We start from the raw sequence: 16,853 nt of genomic DNA, 5'->3' as shown, positions 1-16,853 counted from the left end.
GTTGCGGGGGCCGGATTTGAACCGACGACCTTCGGGTTATGAGCCCGACGAGCTACCGAGCTGCTCCACCCCGCGTCTGAGGTCGCCAATAATAGGCGCCAGCGCACAGATTGCAAGTAAATATCTCAAAAAAAGTTTATTCGTAGATTAATCAGACAGAGAGTGAGGACATTAGCAGCATCATGCTGTTTTTTCAGGCAATAGAGTCAAAGCCACATACCAGGCACTACACTCAGTGAGATGAACACTCCTCATTTTGGGTAGGTATGATATGCGCATCTCCGCCGGTCACTGCCGTCAGTTGGGGGCGACACCCGACAACCGCGGCGTCAACTTCGCCATCTGGGCCCGCTTGGCCAGCCGGGTAGAGCTGCTGCTTTTCTCCAGTGCCGAAGATGATAGTCCCGAGGTAATTCCCCTCTCCCCCCGTTTCAACCGAACTGCCTACTACTGGCATATCCATATTGAAGGACTCCCCATCGGGCAACGCTACGCCTACCGTATCCAGGGACCATGGCGTCCCTATTGTGGCACCCGCTTTGATGGTGACAAGGTTCTGCTCGATCCCTATGGGCGCAGTATTGAACTGGGCCCCAACTATGACCGATGGGCGGCTGCACGCCCCGGCAGCAATATGGCTTGCTGCGCCAAAAATCGGGTAGTCGATACCCGCCACTACAACTGGGAAGGAGACAAACTGCCTGCTCACTCTCTCTCCCGCTCGGTGATTTACGAACTCCATCTGGGGGGGTTTACCAACTCCCCGAGCTCCGGGGTTGATCCTGCATTGCGGGGCACCTATCTTGGATTGATTGAGAAGATCCCCTATCTGCAATCTCTCGGAGTCACCGCCGTTGAACTGCTGCCGGTGTTTCAGTTCGATCCTCAGGATGCTCCCAGGGGGCTATCCAACTACTGGGGATACAGCCCCATGTCCTTTTTCGCCCCCCATGCCCAGTACGCCTGTGGCGATGATCCGCTGACCGAATTTCGCGATATGGTCAAGGCGCTGCACAGGGCCAATATCGAGGTGATCCTGGATGTGGTCTACAACCACACCGCCGAGGGGGGAGATAATGGCCCCACCTTCTCGTTTCGCGGCATCGACAACGAGGCCTACTACATCCTCGACAACAACCAGAAGGACACCAACTACTCGGGCTGTGGCAACACCTTCAACGGCGCACACCCGGTGGTACTGCGGATGATCATGGACAGCCTGCACTTCTGGCGCCAGGAGATGCACGTCGATGGCTTCCGGTTTGATCTGGCTGCCATTTTGTCGCGGGATGAATCGGGCCAGCCACAGGCCAATGCCCCGACCCTGCGCACCATAGATACCGATCCCAAGATCGCCGATATCAAGCTGATCGCCGAGGCCTGGGATGCAGGGGGGCTCTATCAGGTGGGATCACTGGCCGGCGCCCGCTGGCGTGAGTGGAACGGCCAGTTCAGGGACGACGTACGCCGGTTTCTGCGCGGGGATGACAACAGCGTCACCGCCTTTGTCGAACGGTTGTGCGGTAGCCCCGATATCTATCACTATCACCATGCAGATCCCGAGAAGAGCATCAATTTCGTCACCTGCCACGACGGCTTTACCCTGTGGGACTGGGCCAGCTACAACAACAAGCATAACGAGGCCAATGGCGAGCAGAACCGTGATGGCTGTGATCACAACTTCAGCTGGAACCACGGCCATGAAGGGGTAACGGACGATCCCCAGATCAATGCCCTGCGCACGCGCCAAGCCAAGAACATGATGGTGGCAACCCTGTTATCGGTGGGATCCCCGATGCTGTTGATGGGGGATGAACTGCTGCGCACCCAGCACGGCAACAACAACGGTTACTGTCAGGACAACGCGACCTGCTGGATGGATTGGCAACCAACTCCCCGCAGCCAGGAGATGTTCCGCTTCATGAAGGAGCTGATCCAATATCGCAAACATCTGTTCCAGCGCCCGGAGCAGGAGAGCATGCCACTGTCGCTCACCGAAATCCTGCGGCACAGCGAGATCTGCTGGCACGGAGTCAATGCCATGCAGCCAGACTTCAGTCCCCACTCCCATGCCATCGCCATGTCGGCCCTGTCAAGCGAAACCCGACTGGCCCTTTACGTACTGTTTAACGCCTACTGGGAGCCCCTCACCTTCAACCTGCCCAGCCCGCCCAAGGGAGTTGGCGGCTACTGGCGGCGGATCCTCGATACCGCCCTCCCCTCACCGCAAGATATCTGCACTTTCGGCATGCCACTGGAAGGGTTGACCAGAGAGTATCTGGCCCAGCCACGCAGCAGTTGCCTGTTTATCTGCGGGGCCGATGACTTCTATTGATTCTCGAGAGTCAGATATGAAAAAGCCCCGGGCCTTGGCTCGGGGCTTGCTCTTTTCAGTACCAGTGTCAGATCAGCTGGTACAGCACGCTGGTAGCGGCGATCTGGGCGATAAGCAGGCCACACAGGGAAGTGGAAACCACCACAGGCGCGGTATCACGCTGCAAGTAGAGCGGGCTGAACCAGAGCAGCAGGGAAGCCACCAACAAGGCAGCCTGTGTCACCACCGCCGGGATCAGATCATCGAGATTGGCTTCAGCCCCTTGCCAGCCCACCAGCACGGCCAGCCAGATAAGGCTGGCCATGGCGCCCGCCAGCGCAGCCAGCGGCAGAAGAGTATTAAACGCCTTGAGGCGGTGACGGGCTCGCAACAGCATCAGGTGAGCAAAGGCCGCTCCCAGCATCACCATCTGCAATAAACCGCTCACCCAGCCCTGCAGCTGCAGCAGCCCGAAGCCATAAACAGCGAGTGGCAACGCCGGCAACCAGAGCAGCGTTGAGGGGACTGCACGCTTGCCCTCCAACCGTGACTGGGCCAGCGACAAGCCGACCCCGAGCACCAGTGCGGCACCACCACTCCAGATCAGCCAACTGGCCGCCTTGGCCTCTACCGCCAGCATCAAGGAGAGCGCGGTAATGACCCAGATGGAAAAGAGCTGCTGAGTGATGCGTGAGCGCTGGCCGGGGCAGATATCACCGCGCCACAACACGATACCGAGGGCAATGAGGGCACCAAGCGCCATCAAGCCGGTAAGGGGAAAGAGCCAAAGTGGGAGTTGGACGAACATGACGCCTCCAGCAGCAAGAATTCGGGGGCGCCACCGGGGCGCCGGAGAAGAGTGGGCGAGTATACCCAAACCTGCGGCTATCCCCAATCACGACAAACAGACCGGCAAAAAATGAGCAGATGCCCCGAAGGTCATGATGCTGCCGACAGGCCCATTATCACACCGACTTCACACCTGACCGCGAGCCAGTGCCACTACCCGCGCAAACATCTGACGCAGCACGGGAGGAATATGCTCGGCACCAAGCCGCTCGGCTTCTTCCACCACCGCCAGCGCCATCCCCGGCTTGCTGCGATGATGAATCGCCTTATTGATGATATGACTGGCACTCCACATGGCGCGCCCGCCCACCCCGGCCTCGCGACGAAACACAGCTTCAAAACCGTTGTGATAGAGGTAGTGCTCGATGTCGGCGGCAGGGAGCTGGGTCAAGCGATCCCGCTCCCGTTCGCCCTTGAGCTGACCGCGAGCCGAGGCGGCATACTTGAGCCCCGCCTCGTCGCCATCGGTGAGCAGGTGCCACTCGATGCCAAAATCCCGCGCCACCTTGATGAGCGGCGACTGGCCGCACTGGGCAAACTCGATGATCCGCACCCCTTCGGCCCGCAAGCTGTAGCCGCAGATCTGGGCCAGCTCGGAGAGCAACCAGATTTCGGTCTCCCCCTCCACCAGCAGCCAGCAACGGGCAAATAGCGACATCGGGCGGTTGATCCGCACATGGAAGGCGATCTTGCGCAGATCGTCGCTGCTGTAGCGCTCGCCCCCCAGCTGGTGACAGAGGATATCCTGCTGGCGACGCACCAGTCGTCGTACCTGATTGAGCGGCAGTGAAGAAAGCAAGTCCCCCGAGTTGGTGGTGAGCAGCTTCTGGCCCGGCAGTTGTTCCAGCAGCCCCCACGCCAGCGCCAGCATGGTGGGGTGCAGGCGGCTCTCGGGATCTTCGAGGATCATGATGGGGCGAGCCCCCTCCTCCAGCTCGCGATTGCCTCGCGCCTGCAGCAGGGTCGCCGCCATCCCGGCCATCGCCAGTTGCAGGGTGCGGTTATCGGCATGGCGCAGCAGGGTGTGCAGGTTGCCAGGATTGCGCAGCGTCATGGGACGATTGATGATGTCACGCTGGCTGCGCGGTTTGTTCTTGATGGGGGCCAGAGCGTTGAAATAGTGATCCATCAGCTGGCGCACTGCTTGCAGCGCCTCCTTCAACTCCGGCTCCCCGATGCGCTGGGGCTCATCGATCAGCTTGTCGGCCAGTTCACTGAGTCTGTGCTCCGAGAGATCTCCCCACTGCAGGGTTTCCACCCCGTTGCGGGCACTGCGAGCGTCCCGCAGCCGGAACACCGGGTTCATGGTGATCAGCAGGCTAACCAGTTCGTTAGTATTGGCAATAGGCAGGCTCTTGCCCACCCCGTCGAGAAAGTCGTGAATGGTGAGCACAGAGCCATCAGCTTGCAGCTCGGCACTGGCACGATAGTGGATGCGATGAAACTTGTCCTTGTGCAGCACCCAGGAGGCGCCAAGACGAGCCAGACGGCGAGAATGCTGGCACATTTGTGGCCTGTGCTCACTGAAGGTGAGCACCAGTTGCAGATGACGCGAAGGGGCCAGCTCGGGATCTTCCGGTTGGTGAAAATCATCGGCGGTGAACTGATAGGGCTCGGCATTTTGCCCCAGCAGACACCAGAGCGCGCGCAACAGGCTCGACTTGCCCCAGGTATTCTCGCCAATCAGCACTGTGGTGTGATCCAACCCGAGCGCAAGACGATTTATACCACGAAAACCTTTTACTTCAATACGTTCCAGAAACATCCTGCAATGTCCACGTCACTCAGATTGAGCAATAGTGGCAAAGTTAACTGGAAAATCCTATCGGCAGCCGGGCTTTTTCAACGTGAACTGTGAGGCACTGCAGGTTCGGGAGGGGTGACGACAGCGGTGCGATCTTGCGGGGCATTCCAGTGGCTGAACCAAAGGTGACGGGTACGGATTTGACGTTTGCGATAATTCAATGTGCATTCCTTTCAATGGATAAGTGGTAGAGAGTACACCTCTTTTGCCCAAAGTCTCAGGCTTATCTGTGACGGGAAGATGACAATTGCGCCCGCCACTGCCCCGGCGTCAAACCAAACGCCTCGCGAAAACGATTACCGAAATGGGCCTGCGAAGAGAAGCCACACTGACTGGCGATGCTGGCCAGCGGCTCGGGGCCAGCCAACAGTTGCTTGGCCCGTTTGAGCCGCAGCCCCAGCAGGTAACGGTGGGGCGGGCAGCCGAGACTCTGGCCGAACATGCGGGCAAAGTGATACTCGCTCAGCCCCGCCTGCTGGGCCAGCTCTGCCAGCGTGACCGAGTCGGCCAGATGGGCCTGCAGATACTCCTGCACCCGTTTGATAACCACGGGCGCCAGCCCGCCGCGCAGAGGCGGCAAACCGGGAGCCTCCTCGGTGTGGTGGCGGTAGGCGTGGAGGATCAACATCCAGGCGCCGTGGGAGAGTGCCAGCCGATCGACCCCGTGCTGCCACTCCAGTTGCATCAACTGGCGCTGCACCAGTCCGGCCGCCTGCGGATCGTCGATAAAGGTCTTGTCCACCAGTTGCAGGTGGCGCCCCTCCTTGTCACACGCCTCCTCGGCGATACGGGTGAGGTGAGCCGGGGTGAAGTAGAGATGAAAGAAGCGAAACTCTTCGCGCACCAGCCACTCGGATCTGTGGTGATCCGGCATGATGCACACCTTGCCGGTGCCACCGTGGCCACCCGGCCCATCGAGTCGCTCGGTCTGCTCGCCTCCTTGCAGATAGACGCTCAGGGTGTGGTGGCCCGGCTTGTGATAGCGGGTCTGGTCATAGCAATTGCGCCAACTGGCCACCCCGAGCCCGGGTTCGAGCCAGCAGGCGTCCTCCAGCCGGGCGCCGGTGCTGACCAGTGCATCAAATACCCCTGCTGTTTTCATTCGCCCCTGCCGCCTGTTCAGGTGTACGTATTATGCCGCAGCCATCCATCTTACCAACCGCGCCCGCAGATGACAGCGCAAGGCGATGAAAAACCGCAAGATGGTGCAATCCAGCCATCAGGGCTCGCCCCATAGTGGGTCATCTCTCCCTGACTCACCGGAACTGTGATGAATCTGATGCTCTATCTTGCCACCGTACTTATCTGGGGCAGCACCTGGATTGCCATCGCCTGGCAACTTGGCCCCATCCCCATCGAGGTGTCGGTGCTCTACCGCTTCCTGCTGGCAGCGGTGGCACTGTTTGCCCTGCTCACCGCCAGCGGCCGCTTTCCACGCCTCCCCTTGCACGGCCAGCGTTACGCCGCGTTGCTCGGAGCCCTGCTCTTTTCCACCAACTTTCTCTGCTTCTACCACGCCACCCGTTACATCCCGAGCGGCATGTCGGCGGTGATCTTCGCCAGTGCCAGCATCTTCAACGGCCTCAACCTCTGGCTGTTCGAGCGCAAGCGCCCCACCCTGCGCTGGCTGCAAGGCTCCTTGCTGGGGCTCTTTGGCACCCTGTTACTGTTCTGGCCGGTGCTGGCAAATGCGCAACTGGGTACAAACGGCTGGAAGGGGCTGCTGCTCGCCTGCGGCGGCACCCTCTGCTTTTCGCTAGGCAATCTGGTCTCGGCACAGGGGCAACGCCACGGCTACCACGTACTGCAACTGGTGCCCTGGGGCATGGTTTACGGCGTGGTGCTGTTGCTGGGCTGGGTCACATTGCTCGGACAGCAACTGGTGGTGCCGACCGATGGCCACTATCTGGCGGCCATGGTCTATCTCGCCCTGTTTGGCTCGGTGATCGCTTTTACCGCCTACCTGACCCTGGTTGGTCGCATCGGTGCCAGCAAGGCCTCCTACGCCACCGTGCTCTTTCCGCTGGTGGCGCTTACCCTCTCCACCTTCTACGAAGGCTTTGTCTGGCTGCCGGTCTCGGTAGCCGGAGTGGTGGTGAGCCTCATCGGCAATCTGGTGATCTTCGCGCCACCCTTAAGCGAATGGCGCATTCGACCGGCCAAGGCAGCAAACGACCCTTGCTCCTGAACCAGTCAGCCCCTAAGGTAGCGCCATTCGATATGTATGGTGGCGACACGAGAGGGCGAGATGTTACTGGAAGGGCTGGAGACGCTGAGCCTGCTGGCGAGTGAAGGGACCATGGCCAAGGTGGCCAGTCGCCTCTATATCAGCCAGTCGGCGGTAAGCAAGCGGATTGCCCAGCTGGAGCTGCGCCTTGGCAAGAAGCTGATCGAGCCGGAGGGGCGCCAGATCCGCCTCACCCCGCAGGCGCAGGAGCTGCTGGAGAGAGTGGCCCCGAGTCTGGCAGAGATGAAGGGGGTGCTTGCCGATAGTCAGGATCTGGCGGATCAGAGCCCCCTCCCCATTGCCTGCTCCGAAACCCTGCTGGCGGGTTATCTCGCCCACTTTATGCACGGCTACCTTGGCCGCGACCCGCATCTTGCCCTCTCTACCCACCACACGCCGGTCATTCTGGCACGGGTGCGCAGCGGCGATGCCCTGCTCGGCATCTGCGCCGGTCGGCTCCCTCCCGGCCATGGACTCGGCGCAGATCTGCTACTGGAAGAGCCCTTTTATCTGGTGGGCGAGGCGCAGCAGAGCCTGCCACCAGCCAGCGCAGAAAGCAGGCGCAAGATCCTCACCATGGATCTGGAGAACCCCTCCAACCGCTACCTTCGCGAACCGCTGGCAGATATGGGATTGGAGCCCGCCATGGAGCTCGACTCCTATCTGGCGCTCATCGAACTCGCCAAGGCAGGTATTGGCCCTGTGCTGCTCCCCGCTGGCCTGCTGGGGCTGGTGGGAGAACAGGGGGAGATGGCCCGCCCACTGCCCAGGCTGGGCCGCCCCCTGCATCTGGTCTACCGACCAAACAGCCTAAAGCGAGAGCGGATCGCCAGGCTGGTGAGCGCCCTGCACCAACACTTTCGCCACTGCAGCGACACACCGCGCTAGCGCTGTAAAACACCAGATATGACAACGGGGCCCAAGGGCCCCGTTAACAATTTCGATGCGGCAAGCAAGGCGCACATCAGATCCAGGCAAACAGCTCGGGATACTGGCTCCAGACCAGCTTGGCAGACATCAGCAAGGAAACGGTCACCAGCAGCGGCTTGATCAGCTTCGCCCCTTTTTTCAACACCATCTTGGAGCCGAAGCGGGCGCCGATAAACTGCCCCAGCGCCATGCAAAAACCGACACTCCACACCACCTTGCCACCGAGCGCAAAGAACAGCAGGGAGGCGATATTCGAGGTGAAGTTGAGCAGCTTGGTATGGGCGGTGGCGCGCGCCATGCCAAAGCCCGCCAGCGCCACGAAACCGATGGCAAAAAACGAACCTGTGCCCGGCCCGAAGAAGCCGTCATAAAAGCCGACACCGCCCCCCACCAGCAACGCAAACAGCATGGGAGTCAGACGGCGGGAGCTCTCGGCATCGCTTACCCGCGGCGAGAAGTAGAAGTAGCAGGCAAAGGCCATCAGCAGGAAAGGGAGCAGGCGCTCGAGAATGGCGGCGTCTATGGTCTGCACTGCCAGCGTGCCGATGGCCGCACCGATAAAGGTGCAGATCACCGCAGGCCAGATCATGGCCCACTCCAGCAGCCCCTTGCGGGCATAGAACCAGGTGGCGGAGAAGGAGCCAAAACTGCTCTGCAGCTTGTTGGTACCGAGCACTAGCGCGGGCGGCATGCCGGTGGCCAGCAGGGCCGGCACCGTCAGCAGGCCGCCGCCACCGGCGATGGCATCGATAAAGCCGGCGACAAGCGCCACGCCAAACAGGGCAAACAGGGTAACCAGTTCCAATTCCATCCATAGACCTCACGAGAGTGGGTTGCCCGAAGGAGCAACCGGAGATAACCAAAACGACGTTGTGCGGGGGGCTGCACAGGCTGCCCGCTATCCTAGCGGGCCCCTGACCATGAATCTAACGAAACAGTGGCAGCCAATTGATTCCTGATTTTCATTAATTTGAGCGGCCACGTCCCTGGCCCAACCCTCAGAGTGCCCGTTAGCAAGCCGTTGAAGCGACGTTCGCTTCCTTGATGGCCGCCAGTGCCTCACAGAGATGATCCTCATCGGCACCGGGGAAACGGCTGACCCGACCGGCCATGTAGCGGCTGCTGAACAGATTGAACCAGTGCTGCAGTGCCTGCCCCGCCTTGAGCTCTCCCGCCACTTCCAGCACGCAGGCCGCCACTTCGGCGGTGCAGAGGTGCTCCTCGCTGTTGGCCACCCGCATGCCGTAGGTGGAGAGCGCATCGGGTTTGATGGCAAGCACCGGAAAACCGTCCAGGTAGGGGCTCTTGTTGAACATCTTGCGCGCCTCCGGCCAGGTGCCATCGAGCAGGATAAAGAGCGGCTTCTTGCCGGGCGCCAGCACAACCTCGCCGGTCAAACGGGCCGGCTCCTTTTCGCAGGCGGGAAAGACCACATAGGGTTGCCACGCGGGATCGGCCAGCAGGGCCAGCAGCTCGGGATGGGGTTGGGTGCGCGACCAGAGAAACGCCCAGGTGGTATCCGGCAACACATCGGCGATCAGGCGACCGGTGTTGGAGGGCTTCATCGGCTCGCTGTCATACATCAGCAGGCAAAAACCGGCCTCCGCTTTGAGCTCGGGGCGCCACTCGCAGGCACACCAATCCTCGCGCAGCTGACAGGCCGGACAGCGGGCCAGGGTGCCGCCACGGGCAAGAAACGGTCGGGTAGAGATACTCTTGCGCCAGGCCCGCAGGCGGTTGACGGCGTGATCAGGAACAGGCTTCATCTAGGTTCACAACTGGAGTCAAAACAGGAACGGCAGCGGTGCCAACATGTCATGGCGCCACAGGGGGCGATAACAGGGGGACTGCCGGAAAAGCGCAAGATTGTACCGAGTTACGCGCTGGCGGAACAGCAATCCCTGACCCTTTCGCCAAACGCAGTGCCAACCCCTCTTGTCTTACGACTCCTGACAGCTGCGCAGCAGCTCCAGCAACAGGCTGCCATCGCGCAGTGCCTTGTGTACCTGCACCGAAGTGGGCTTGGTGGGATCTTCGTAGAAGTGGGTGGATTCAATCTGCAGCCGTACCAGATATTCGGCGGGTAACTGGCTGGCCAGCGACTGGTGCAGCATGGGGAAGAGCAGCCGATCGGCACGGGTGATCTCGCCCCCCAGCAGCAGCTTGCCCGGATTGAGCAGGCAGATGAGATTGGAGAGTACCTTGGAGAGGCGACCCGCCGCCTGATGGAGAATATCCTGGCAAAGGCTGTTACCCGCCAGCGCCAGCTCGCACAGCTCGCGAATGGTGACGCTCTCGGGCAAGTCGTGCTCCTGCATCCGCTCGCGCAGATCCCGGTATTGCGCCTCCAGCGCCTGATTGGTCACCAGGGTGCAGGCACAGCCAAAGCCGCCGCAGTAGCAGCGCTGGCCATAGGGTTCGAGCTGCAGGTGACTGAGATCCCCGAGCAGCGCATTCTCGCTCTCGATGAGCTGACCATTGACCACCATGCCGACCCCGATGTCGTTGTGGACAAACACCAGCACCGCATCGGCGCAATTTTTGGCGGCCCCCCACTCCCGCTCGGCCTGGATCCAGGTGCGCACGTCACCGCTCACCAGCACAGGTACCGAGAACGCCTGTTGCAGAGTCGGGCCAAGGGGCCAGTTGCGCAGATCGTAGAAGGGGAAGTGCTTGACCATACCGGAGTGGCGCTCTACCTGACCCGGCAGACAGAGGGCGATACAGGCCAGACTGAGAGATTTTCTCGGCAAAAACACCTTGATGGCGTGCACCAGACTGCCCAGCAGATCGGCGCGCTCCTCCTCGGTGAAGAGGTGGCGCTGGCGAGCCAGCGAGCGACCGGAGAAGTCAAACAGCGCCATATCCACGTAGCCACGGCCAAGACGCATGGAGAGAAACTGGAAGCGGCGTTCATTGATGCGCAGCAAAGTCTGACGACGACCGCGCCCCACCGAACTTTCACCACAGGTGACCACCAGACCCCCATCGAGCAGCTCCCGGGTGATCTTGGTGATACTGGCTGGCGAGAGGCCGGTCAGGCGGGAGAGATCGGTGCGCGACAGCTCCTTGTGCTCTTCCAGGCTGGCATAGACCAGGCCGTAGTTGAGCTGCCGGATCAAATCGATACTACCTTTCACGATCTCATTCATAGGGTATGGGGCAAAGGCTGAAAAAAAGAGGCTGGCAATTTTCACACATTATTGGTCAATCCCCAAATAAAGTGCGGCCTGAACCGGGGGTCAGGCCGCATCTTGTGGTTACCGTCACGGACCATTGCAAGATCAATAACGGAATTGTGATACCAGTTTGCGCAATTTGTCGCCGGTACTGGCCAGATCGCGAGTGGTGCTGTTGGACTCTACCGCCGCACTGGTCAGCTCGCTGACAATCTGCTGAATGGCCACCAGGTTCTTGTTGATCTCCTCGGAGACCGCGTGCTGCTCCTCGGCGGCGGTGGCGATCTGGATGTTCATGTCGTTGATAGTACTGACCGCCATCACCATGCTGTCGAGGGAGCTGGCGATATGGCTCGCCTCCTGCACCGTCTCCTGGCTGCGATCCTCGCTCGCCTGCATCACCTCCACCGCCTGCTTCACCCCGCCCTGCAGACGTTGCAGCATCTCGTTGATCTCCTTGGTGCTCTGTTGGGTACGACCGGCCAGCGAACGCACTTCGTCCGCTACCACCGCAAAGCCGCGTCCCTGCTCACCGGCACGGGCCGCCTCGATGGCGGCGTTCAGCGCCAGCAGGTTGGTCTGCTCGGCAATGCCGCGAATGACCTCCACCACCGAGCCAATCTTGGCGGTCTCTTGCGCCAATTGCTCGATAACGCCGGAGGCAGTATGCACCTCCCCCACCAGCCGGTTGATACTGTTGATGGCCCCGCTCACCACCCCCCGGGCGGCATCCGATTCACGGGCCGCATCGCTGGTTGCTGTCGCAGCATTGGAGGCACTGGCCGCCACCTCCTGAGCGGTGGAGCTCATCTCGGTCACTGCGGTAACCACTTGGTCGGTCTCGCGACTGTGGCCCTGCATCTGATGGTCATAGTGTTCGCTCAGATGGTGCAGCTTGTCGACCGCGCTAAAGAGGTGGTTGCTGGTCTCGCCCACCTGACTCACCACCGACTGGATCCGCTCGACAAAGCGGTTGAAAGCGCTGGCCAGCTGGCCAATCTCGTCCTGACTCTGCACCTTGAGGCGCTGGGTCAGATCCCCGTCGCCGTTGGCGATATCGTTCAATGCCAGTACCGCATCCGCCAGCGGCTTGGTGACCCGGTTGCCCACAATAACGGTCGCCGCCAGGGTGATACCGAGGATCAGCAGGATCACCAGCACACTGCTCTGCAACGAGGCATGCATGTTGCTCTCGCGCTCTGCCCGCAAGGCCGCCAGCTCGTTGTCGATATCATCGATATAAAAACCGGTACCAATGGCCCACTGGTATTTGTCCAGCACCAGAGTAAAGGCCAGCTTGGGGGCATCGCGACCGATGGAGGGCTTGGCCGTCCAGTATTCGGTAAAACCATCCCCCTGACGGGCCGACTTGAGGATCTCCTGGATCAGCAATTTGCCCTTGGCATCCTTGTCGTTCCAGCGGTTTTTCCCCTCCAGCTCAGTACGCACCGGCAACAGTATGGTGTTGCCCTCGAAGTCATAGACAAAGAAGTAGCCATCACTGCTGTAACGCAGCGGTCTTAGCAACTCTTTGACCTTTTGTCGATTTTCCGGAGAATCCGGCAGAGAATACACGGCATCGACGGCGGTTTTGGCCATCATGATGTAACTGCTGAGCAGCGCTTTACGCTCCTTGATGGCATTTTCTCTCGCCACCACCAGATCAGACTCCAGATCACTCTTGGAGACCATGTAGTTACTGAGATTGACCACCAGGGCCATCAACAGTACGGGGACTGCACCCAGTAACAGGATTTTCTGCTTTAGCGTCATCTTTCACATCCTTGCAGCTGTTTTTATTGGAATTCCTTGCTTACTCATCAGTATAGGTGCTGGCAGGGCGAGCCCAGCTTTCGTTACAATTCCCTTAAACAAATCGGCCAGAACGTGAAAATCATGAATCTTTGTCCTTGCGGCTCAACCCTTTCTCTCGAATTGTGCTGTGGCTCACGTCACAGTGGCGCAGTGGCTGACACCCCGGAACAGCTGATGCGCTCTCGCTACAGCGCTTTTGTGCTTGGTCTGGGGGAGTATCTGGTCCATAGCTGGCACCCGGCCCACCTTGGCGGCCTCACCGCCGAAGAGCTTTCACGCATCGACACCCGCTGGGACGGTCTCGAGATCATCGCCAGCCAGGGCGGCACGGAGGATGAAACCGGAATGGTGGAGTTCAAAGCCTGGTTTCTGGAGGGGGATGAGCGTCACTGCCTCCATGAGCGTTCCCGCTTCGTGCGTTATCAGGGGCGCTGGGTCTACACCGAGGGAGAGCAGGATCCGGCCCCCCTCAAAACCGGCCGCAACGATCCCTGCCCCTGTGGCAGCGGCAAAAAGCACAAGAAGTGCTGCGGCTGACGCATCACACACCCACCAGACTCGTCAAACAGTTACAAGGGGCATCCGATGCCCCTTTTTTGTGTCTGCCATTCGCCACCAGCCATCAACCGATGCGATAACAAGCGTGACAAATGTCACATAATGCTCATTAACGCGCGAGCAAATGAGCGTTTGCGAGCGCAAATTTGGCCCATATCAAACATTTTCACTCAGAAGTAGGCCACACTGGCCTCATCTGGAAGAGATGAGACGGGCAACAATGAAAAGAATAACTACACAAGTCGTCATCATAGGCGGCGGTGCCACAGGGGCCGGCATCATGCGCGATTGCGCACTGCGCGGCATCGACTGCATCCTGCTCGAGCGCGATGATATCGCCGCCGGCACCACCGGTCGCAACCACGGCCTGCTCCACTCCGGTGCCCGCTACGCGGTGACGGATCAGGAGTCCGCCCGCGAATGCATCCAGGAAAACCGCATCCTCAAGCGAATTGCCAGCCACTGTGTCGAAGACACGGGCGGCCTCTTCCTCACCCTGCCGGAAGATGACATCAATTTCCAAAACACCTTTATGGATGCCTGTGCCCTGGCCGGTATCGAAACCCGCCAGCTCGATCCGCGCGAAGCCTTGCGTATGGAGCCCAACGCCAACCCGGCGATGATCGGCGCCATCCATGTGCCGGATGGCACGGTCGACCCGTTCCGCCTTGCTGCTGCCAACGTGCTGGACGCCAAAGAGCACGGTGCGCGCATCTTTACCCACTGCAAGGTGCTGGGGCTGTTGCGCACGCAAGATCGGGTGCACGGGGTCAAGGCGATCAATACCCGCACCGGCGAAGCGTTCGAGGTGGAGTGTCAGGAGGTGATCAACGCCGCCGGCATCTGGGGCCAGCAAATTTGCGAATATGCCGATCTCGGCATCCGCATGTTCCCGGCCAAGGGCTCCCTGCTCATCATGGATTACCGCATCAACCAGTTGGTGCTCAACCGCGCCCGCAAACCGGCGGATGCGGACATTCTGGTGCCAGGCGATACCATCTCCCTCATCGGCACCACCTCCAGTCGCATCGATTACAACAAGATTGACCAGCTCACCGTCGAACCCGAAGAGGTCGAAGTGTTGCTGCGCGAAGGTATCAAGCTCGCTCCCATCATGGCGCGCACCCGCCTGCTGCGCGCCTACGCCGGGGTGCGCCCGCTGGTAGCGGTGGATGGTGACGACACCGGCCGCAACATCAGTCGCGGCATCGTGCTGCTGGATCACGCCGAGCGTGACGGCCTCAAGGGCTTCAACACCATCACCGGCGGCAAGCTGATGACCTACCGCCTGATGGCGGAGTGGGCCACCGATCTGCTGGCCAAGAAACTCGGCAACAGCAAACCCTGCCAGACCGCCGAACTGAGCCTGCCCGGCTCGCGGGATCCGGAAAAGGTCTCCGCCCCCGGCCTCTCGGTGCCGGTCGAAGGCTCAGCCCAATACCGCCACGGCGAGCGGGTCATCGCCTTCTTCCGTGACAACCCCAAAGCCAACGCCCTCATCTGCGAGTGCGAAATGGTCACCGCAGGCGAAATCGAATACGCCCTGCGCGAGCTGGATGTGGACAACCTCATCGACCTGCGCCGCCGCACCCGTCTGGGAATGGGGCCCTGCCAGGGCGAGCTGTGCGCCTATCGCGCCGCCGGTCTGATGCAGGAGTATGGCAAGGCTGACGGCCGTCAGGCCTGCGTCATGCTGCGCCAGTTCCTGGAGGAGCGCTACAAGGGGACCCGCCCCGTCCTGTGGGGCGATGCCCTGCGCGAGGCTGAGTTTACCTACTGGATCTACGAAGGGCTGTTTGGCCTGGGGGAATGGACGACGCCACAGCTGGTTGCCGATACCCCACGCGACCCAACCAGCGAGACCACTCACAAGGAGAGCCGTCATGAAGTTTGACAATATCGTTATCGGCGGTGGCATGGCGGGACTCTCGGCAGCCCTGCGGCTGGTGGAGGCAGGACAGAAGACCCTGCTGATGGCCTCCGGCCAGAGTGCCCTGCACTTCTCCTCCGGCTCGGTCGATCTGCTCGAAAGCGAGGGAGATCCCCGCGCTGCCCTGCCCGCCTTTATGGCAGCCCATCCGGATCACCCCTACAGCAAAGTCGGAATGCAGAATATCGAAGCGAGTCTGGCCGATCTGCAGCGCCACTGCGCCGAGCAGGGGCTGCCGCTGGTGCGCCACGAAACCAATCACCAGCGCCTGACCCCCATCGGTACCCTAAAGCGCACCTGGCTCTCCCCCGATACCTGTGCCTGCGTCACCGATGCGCCGATCCCGGACGTGCTGCTGCTGGCCACCCTCGAGGGCTTTCGCGACTTTCATCCGGCACTGGCGGCCGCCAATCTGGCGACCCATCCGCGTTTTGCCCACTGCCGCATTCTGACCGGCGAAATCCGCCTGCCCCAGCTGGCCGAATTCAGCCGCAATCCCCACGAGTTTCGCTCAGCCGACATCGCGCGCCTCTGTGACAAGCATCATCTGGTGGCCGATCTGGCCCGCGAGATCAGCCGCATGGTGCAGGAGAGCGGTGTACCCGGCTGCCGCCATATCGTGCTGCCCGCCTGCCTGTCGCTGGGGCTGGTAGGCCCGCGTCTGGCGGAGCTGGAGCAGCGTACCGGCTGTACCATCAAGGAGGTGGCCACCATGCCGCCATCGCTGATCGGGATGCGGATGCAGGAGGCGCTCAAGCGCCGCTTTATGGCCCTTGGTGGCACCTTCCTCACCAGCGAGCGGGTACTGGGAGCCCGTTACGAAGGTGACCGGGTGGTCGGCGTACATACCCAGAATGGCGATGATCAGCTGTTTGAGGCGGACAACTTCGTGCTTGCCTCCGGCAGCTTCTTCAGCCGCGGACTGGAGTCCCGTCTGCGCGGCATTCGCGAGCCCATCTTCGATGCCGATGTGTTGAGTCTGGAAGAGCGCGATGCCTGGGCCGGTCGCCGTCTGTTCGACCACCACCCTTTCATGGGCTTCGGGGTCAAGACCGACGACAAGCTCAGAGTGCTGCGTGGCGGCAAGCCGCTCGCCAACCTCTATGGCACGGGCAGTGTCTTGGCCCATTACGACCCAATTCGTGAAGGTTCCGGCTCCGGCGTTGCCGTTGCCACCGGCTGGCAGGCTGCCGGCCATATTCTGGGCGCGGCCCAATGATTACTACGTCCCATATCCCGTGTCTTCA

General features: G+C 60.8%; 13 protein-coding genes and 1 tRNA gene. 6 read left to right on the top strand and 8 right to left on the bottom strand.

Translation table 11 applies throughout. The features are described from left to right. Position 1: 1 nt before the first annotated feature. Positions 2-75 (bottom strand) — tRNA-Met (locus G5221_RS18880). A gap of 196 nt (positions 76-271) precedes the next feature. Between G5221_RS18880 and glgX the strand changes: the two genes are divergently transcribed. Continuing rightward, positions 272-2,335 carry a glycogen debranching protein GlgX gene (gene glgX, locus G5221_RS18875; protein WP_421263706.1) on the top strand — a complete coding sequence of 688 codons (2,064 nt, stop codon included), beginning with the start codon at positions 272-274 and terminating at the stop codon, positions 2,333-2,335. A 67-nt stretch (positions 2,336-2,402) separates the two neighbouring features. Here the strand turns inward: glgX and G5221_RS18870 are convergent, their stop codons facing one another. From G5221_RS18870 to G5221_RS18860, 3 genes are all read right to left on the bottom strand, one after another. After that, positions 2,403-3,122, bottom strand: a complete 720-nt coding sequence (locus G5221_RS18870) for a hypothetical protein (RefSeq protein WP_151285685.1) — start codon at positions 3,120-3,122, stop codon at positions 2,403-2,405. A 168-nt stretch (positions 3,123-3,290) separates the two neighbouring features. Next, positions 3,291-4,928, bottom strand: a complete 1,638-nt coding sequence (locus G5221_RS18865; RefSeq protein ID WP_421263705.1) for an ATP-dependent endonuclease — start codon at positions 4,926-4,928, stop codon at positions 3,291-3,293. A 262-nt stretch (positions 4,929-5,190) separates the two neighbouring features. Next, positions 5,191-6,069 (bottom strand): helix-turn-helix domain-containing protein, encoded by an 879-nt coding sequence (locus G5221_RS18860; protein ID WP_266134870.1) that lies wholly within the window; start codon positions 6,067-6,069, stop codon positions 5,191-5,193. A gap of 168 nt (positions 6,070-6,237) precedes the next feature. Between G5221_RS18860 and G5221_RS18855 the strand changes: the two genes are divergently transcribed. Together G5221_RS18855 and G5221_RS18850 are read left to right on the top strand one after the other, a co-directional pair. Next, a complete protein-coding gene (locus tag G5221_RS18855) occupies positions 6,238-7,155 on the top strand; it encodes a DMT family transporter (RefSeq protein ID WP_421263704.1) in 918 nt (305 codons plus the stop codon). A 60-nt stretch (positions 7,156-7,215) separates the two neighbouring features. After that, positions 7,216-8,082, top strand: coding sequence for a LysR family transcriptional regulator (locus G5221_RS18850; protein ID WP_421263703.1), 867 nt, complete (start codon positions 7,216-7,218; stop codon positions 8,080-8,082). A 76-nt stretch (positions 8,083-8,158) separates the two neighbouring features. Here G5221_RS18850 and G5221_RS18845 read toward each other — a convergent pair whose 3' ends face one another. The 4 genes from G5221_RS18845 to G5221_RS18830 form a co-directional block, all read right to left on the bottom strand. Beyond that, entirely contained in the window at positions 8,159-8,935 is a 777-nt protein-coding gene (locus tag G5221_RS18845; protein ID WP_421263702.1) for a TSUP family transporter, read from the bottom strand. Positions 8,936-9,134: 199 nt separating this feature from the next. Beyond that, positions 9,135-9,890 (bottom strand): tRNA-uridine aminocarboxypropyltransferase, encoded by a 756-nt coding sequence (locus G5221_RS18840; protein WP_421263701.1) that lies wholly within the window; start codon positions 9,888-9,890, stop codon positions 9,135-9,137. A 174-nt stretch (positions 9,891-10,064) separates the two neighbouring features. Beyond that, entirely contained in the window at positions 10,065-11,276 is a 1,212-nt protein-coding gene (locus tag G5221_RS18835) for an ROK family transcriptional regulator (RefSeq protein ID WP_005333476.1), read from the bottom strand. 132 nt (positions 11,277-11,408) lie between these two features. Continuing rightward, positions 11,409-13,076, bottom strand: coding sequence for a methyl-accepting chemotaxis protein (locus G5221_RS18830; protein WP_139406894.1), 1,668 nt, complete (start codon positions 13,074-13,076; stop codon positions 11,409-11,411). 123 nt (positions 13,077-13,199) lie between these two features. Between G5221_RS18830 and G5221_RS18825 the strand changes: the two genes are divergently transcribed. From G5221_RS18825 to glpB, 3 genes are all read left to right on the top strand, one after another. Beyond that, the gene (locus G5221_RS18825; protein ID WP_113739968.1) at positions 13,200-13,655 is read left to right on the top strand and encodes a YchJ family protein; all 456 of its coding nucleotides are present in this window, start codon (positions 13,200-13,202) and stop codon (positions 13,653-13,655) included. A 241-nt stretch (positions 13,656-13,896) separates the two neighbouring features. Then, positions 13,897-15,570 carry an anaerobic glycerol-3-phosphate dehydrogenase subunit A gene (gene glpA / locus G5221_RS18820; protein ID WP_151285680.1) on the top strand — a complete coding sequence of 558 codons (1,674 nt, stop codon included), beginning with the start codon at positions 13,897-13,899 and terminating at the stop codon, positions 15,568-15,570. After that, positions 15,560-16,825 carry a glycerol-3-phosphate dehydrogenase subunit GlpB gene (glpB, locus tag G5221_RS18815; protein ID WP_421263700.1) on the top strand — a complete coding sequence of 422 codons (1,266 nt, stop codon included), beginning with the start codon at positions 15,560-15,562 and terminating at the stop codon, positions 16,823-16,825. Before glpA ends, glpB begins: the two co-directional genes overlap by 11 nt. The last annotated feature ends 28 nt before the right edge of the window (positions 16,826-16,853 follow it).

The sequence above is a fragment of the Aeromonas sp. 602200 genome, assembly GCF_049173895.1.
Classification (GTDB): Bacteria; Pseudomonadota; Gammaproteobacteria; order Enterobacterales; family Aeromonadaceae; genus Aeromonas; species Aeromonas veronii_A.
This window is presented reverse-complemented; position numbering and strand designations above follow the sequence as displayed.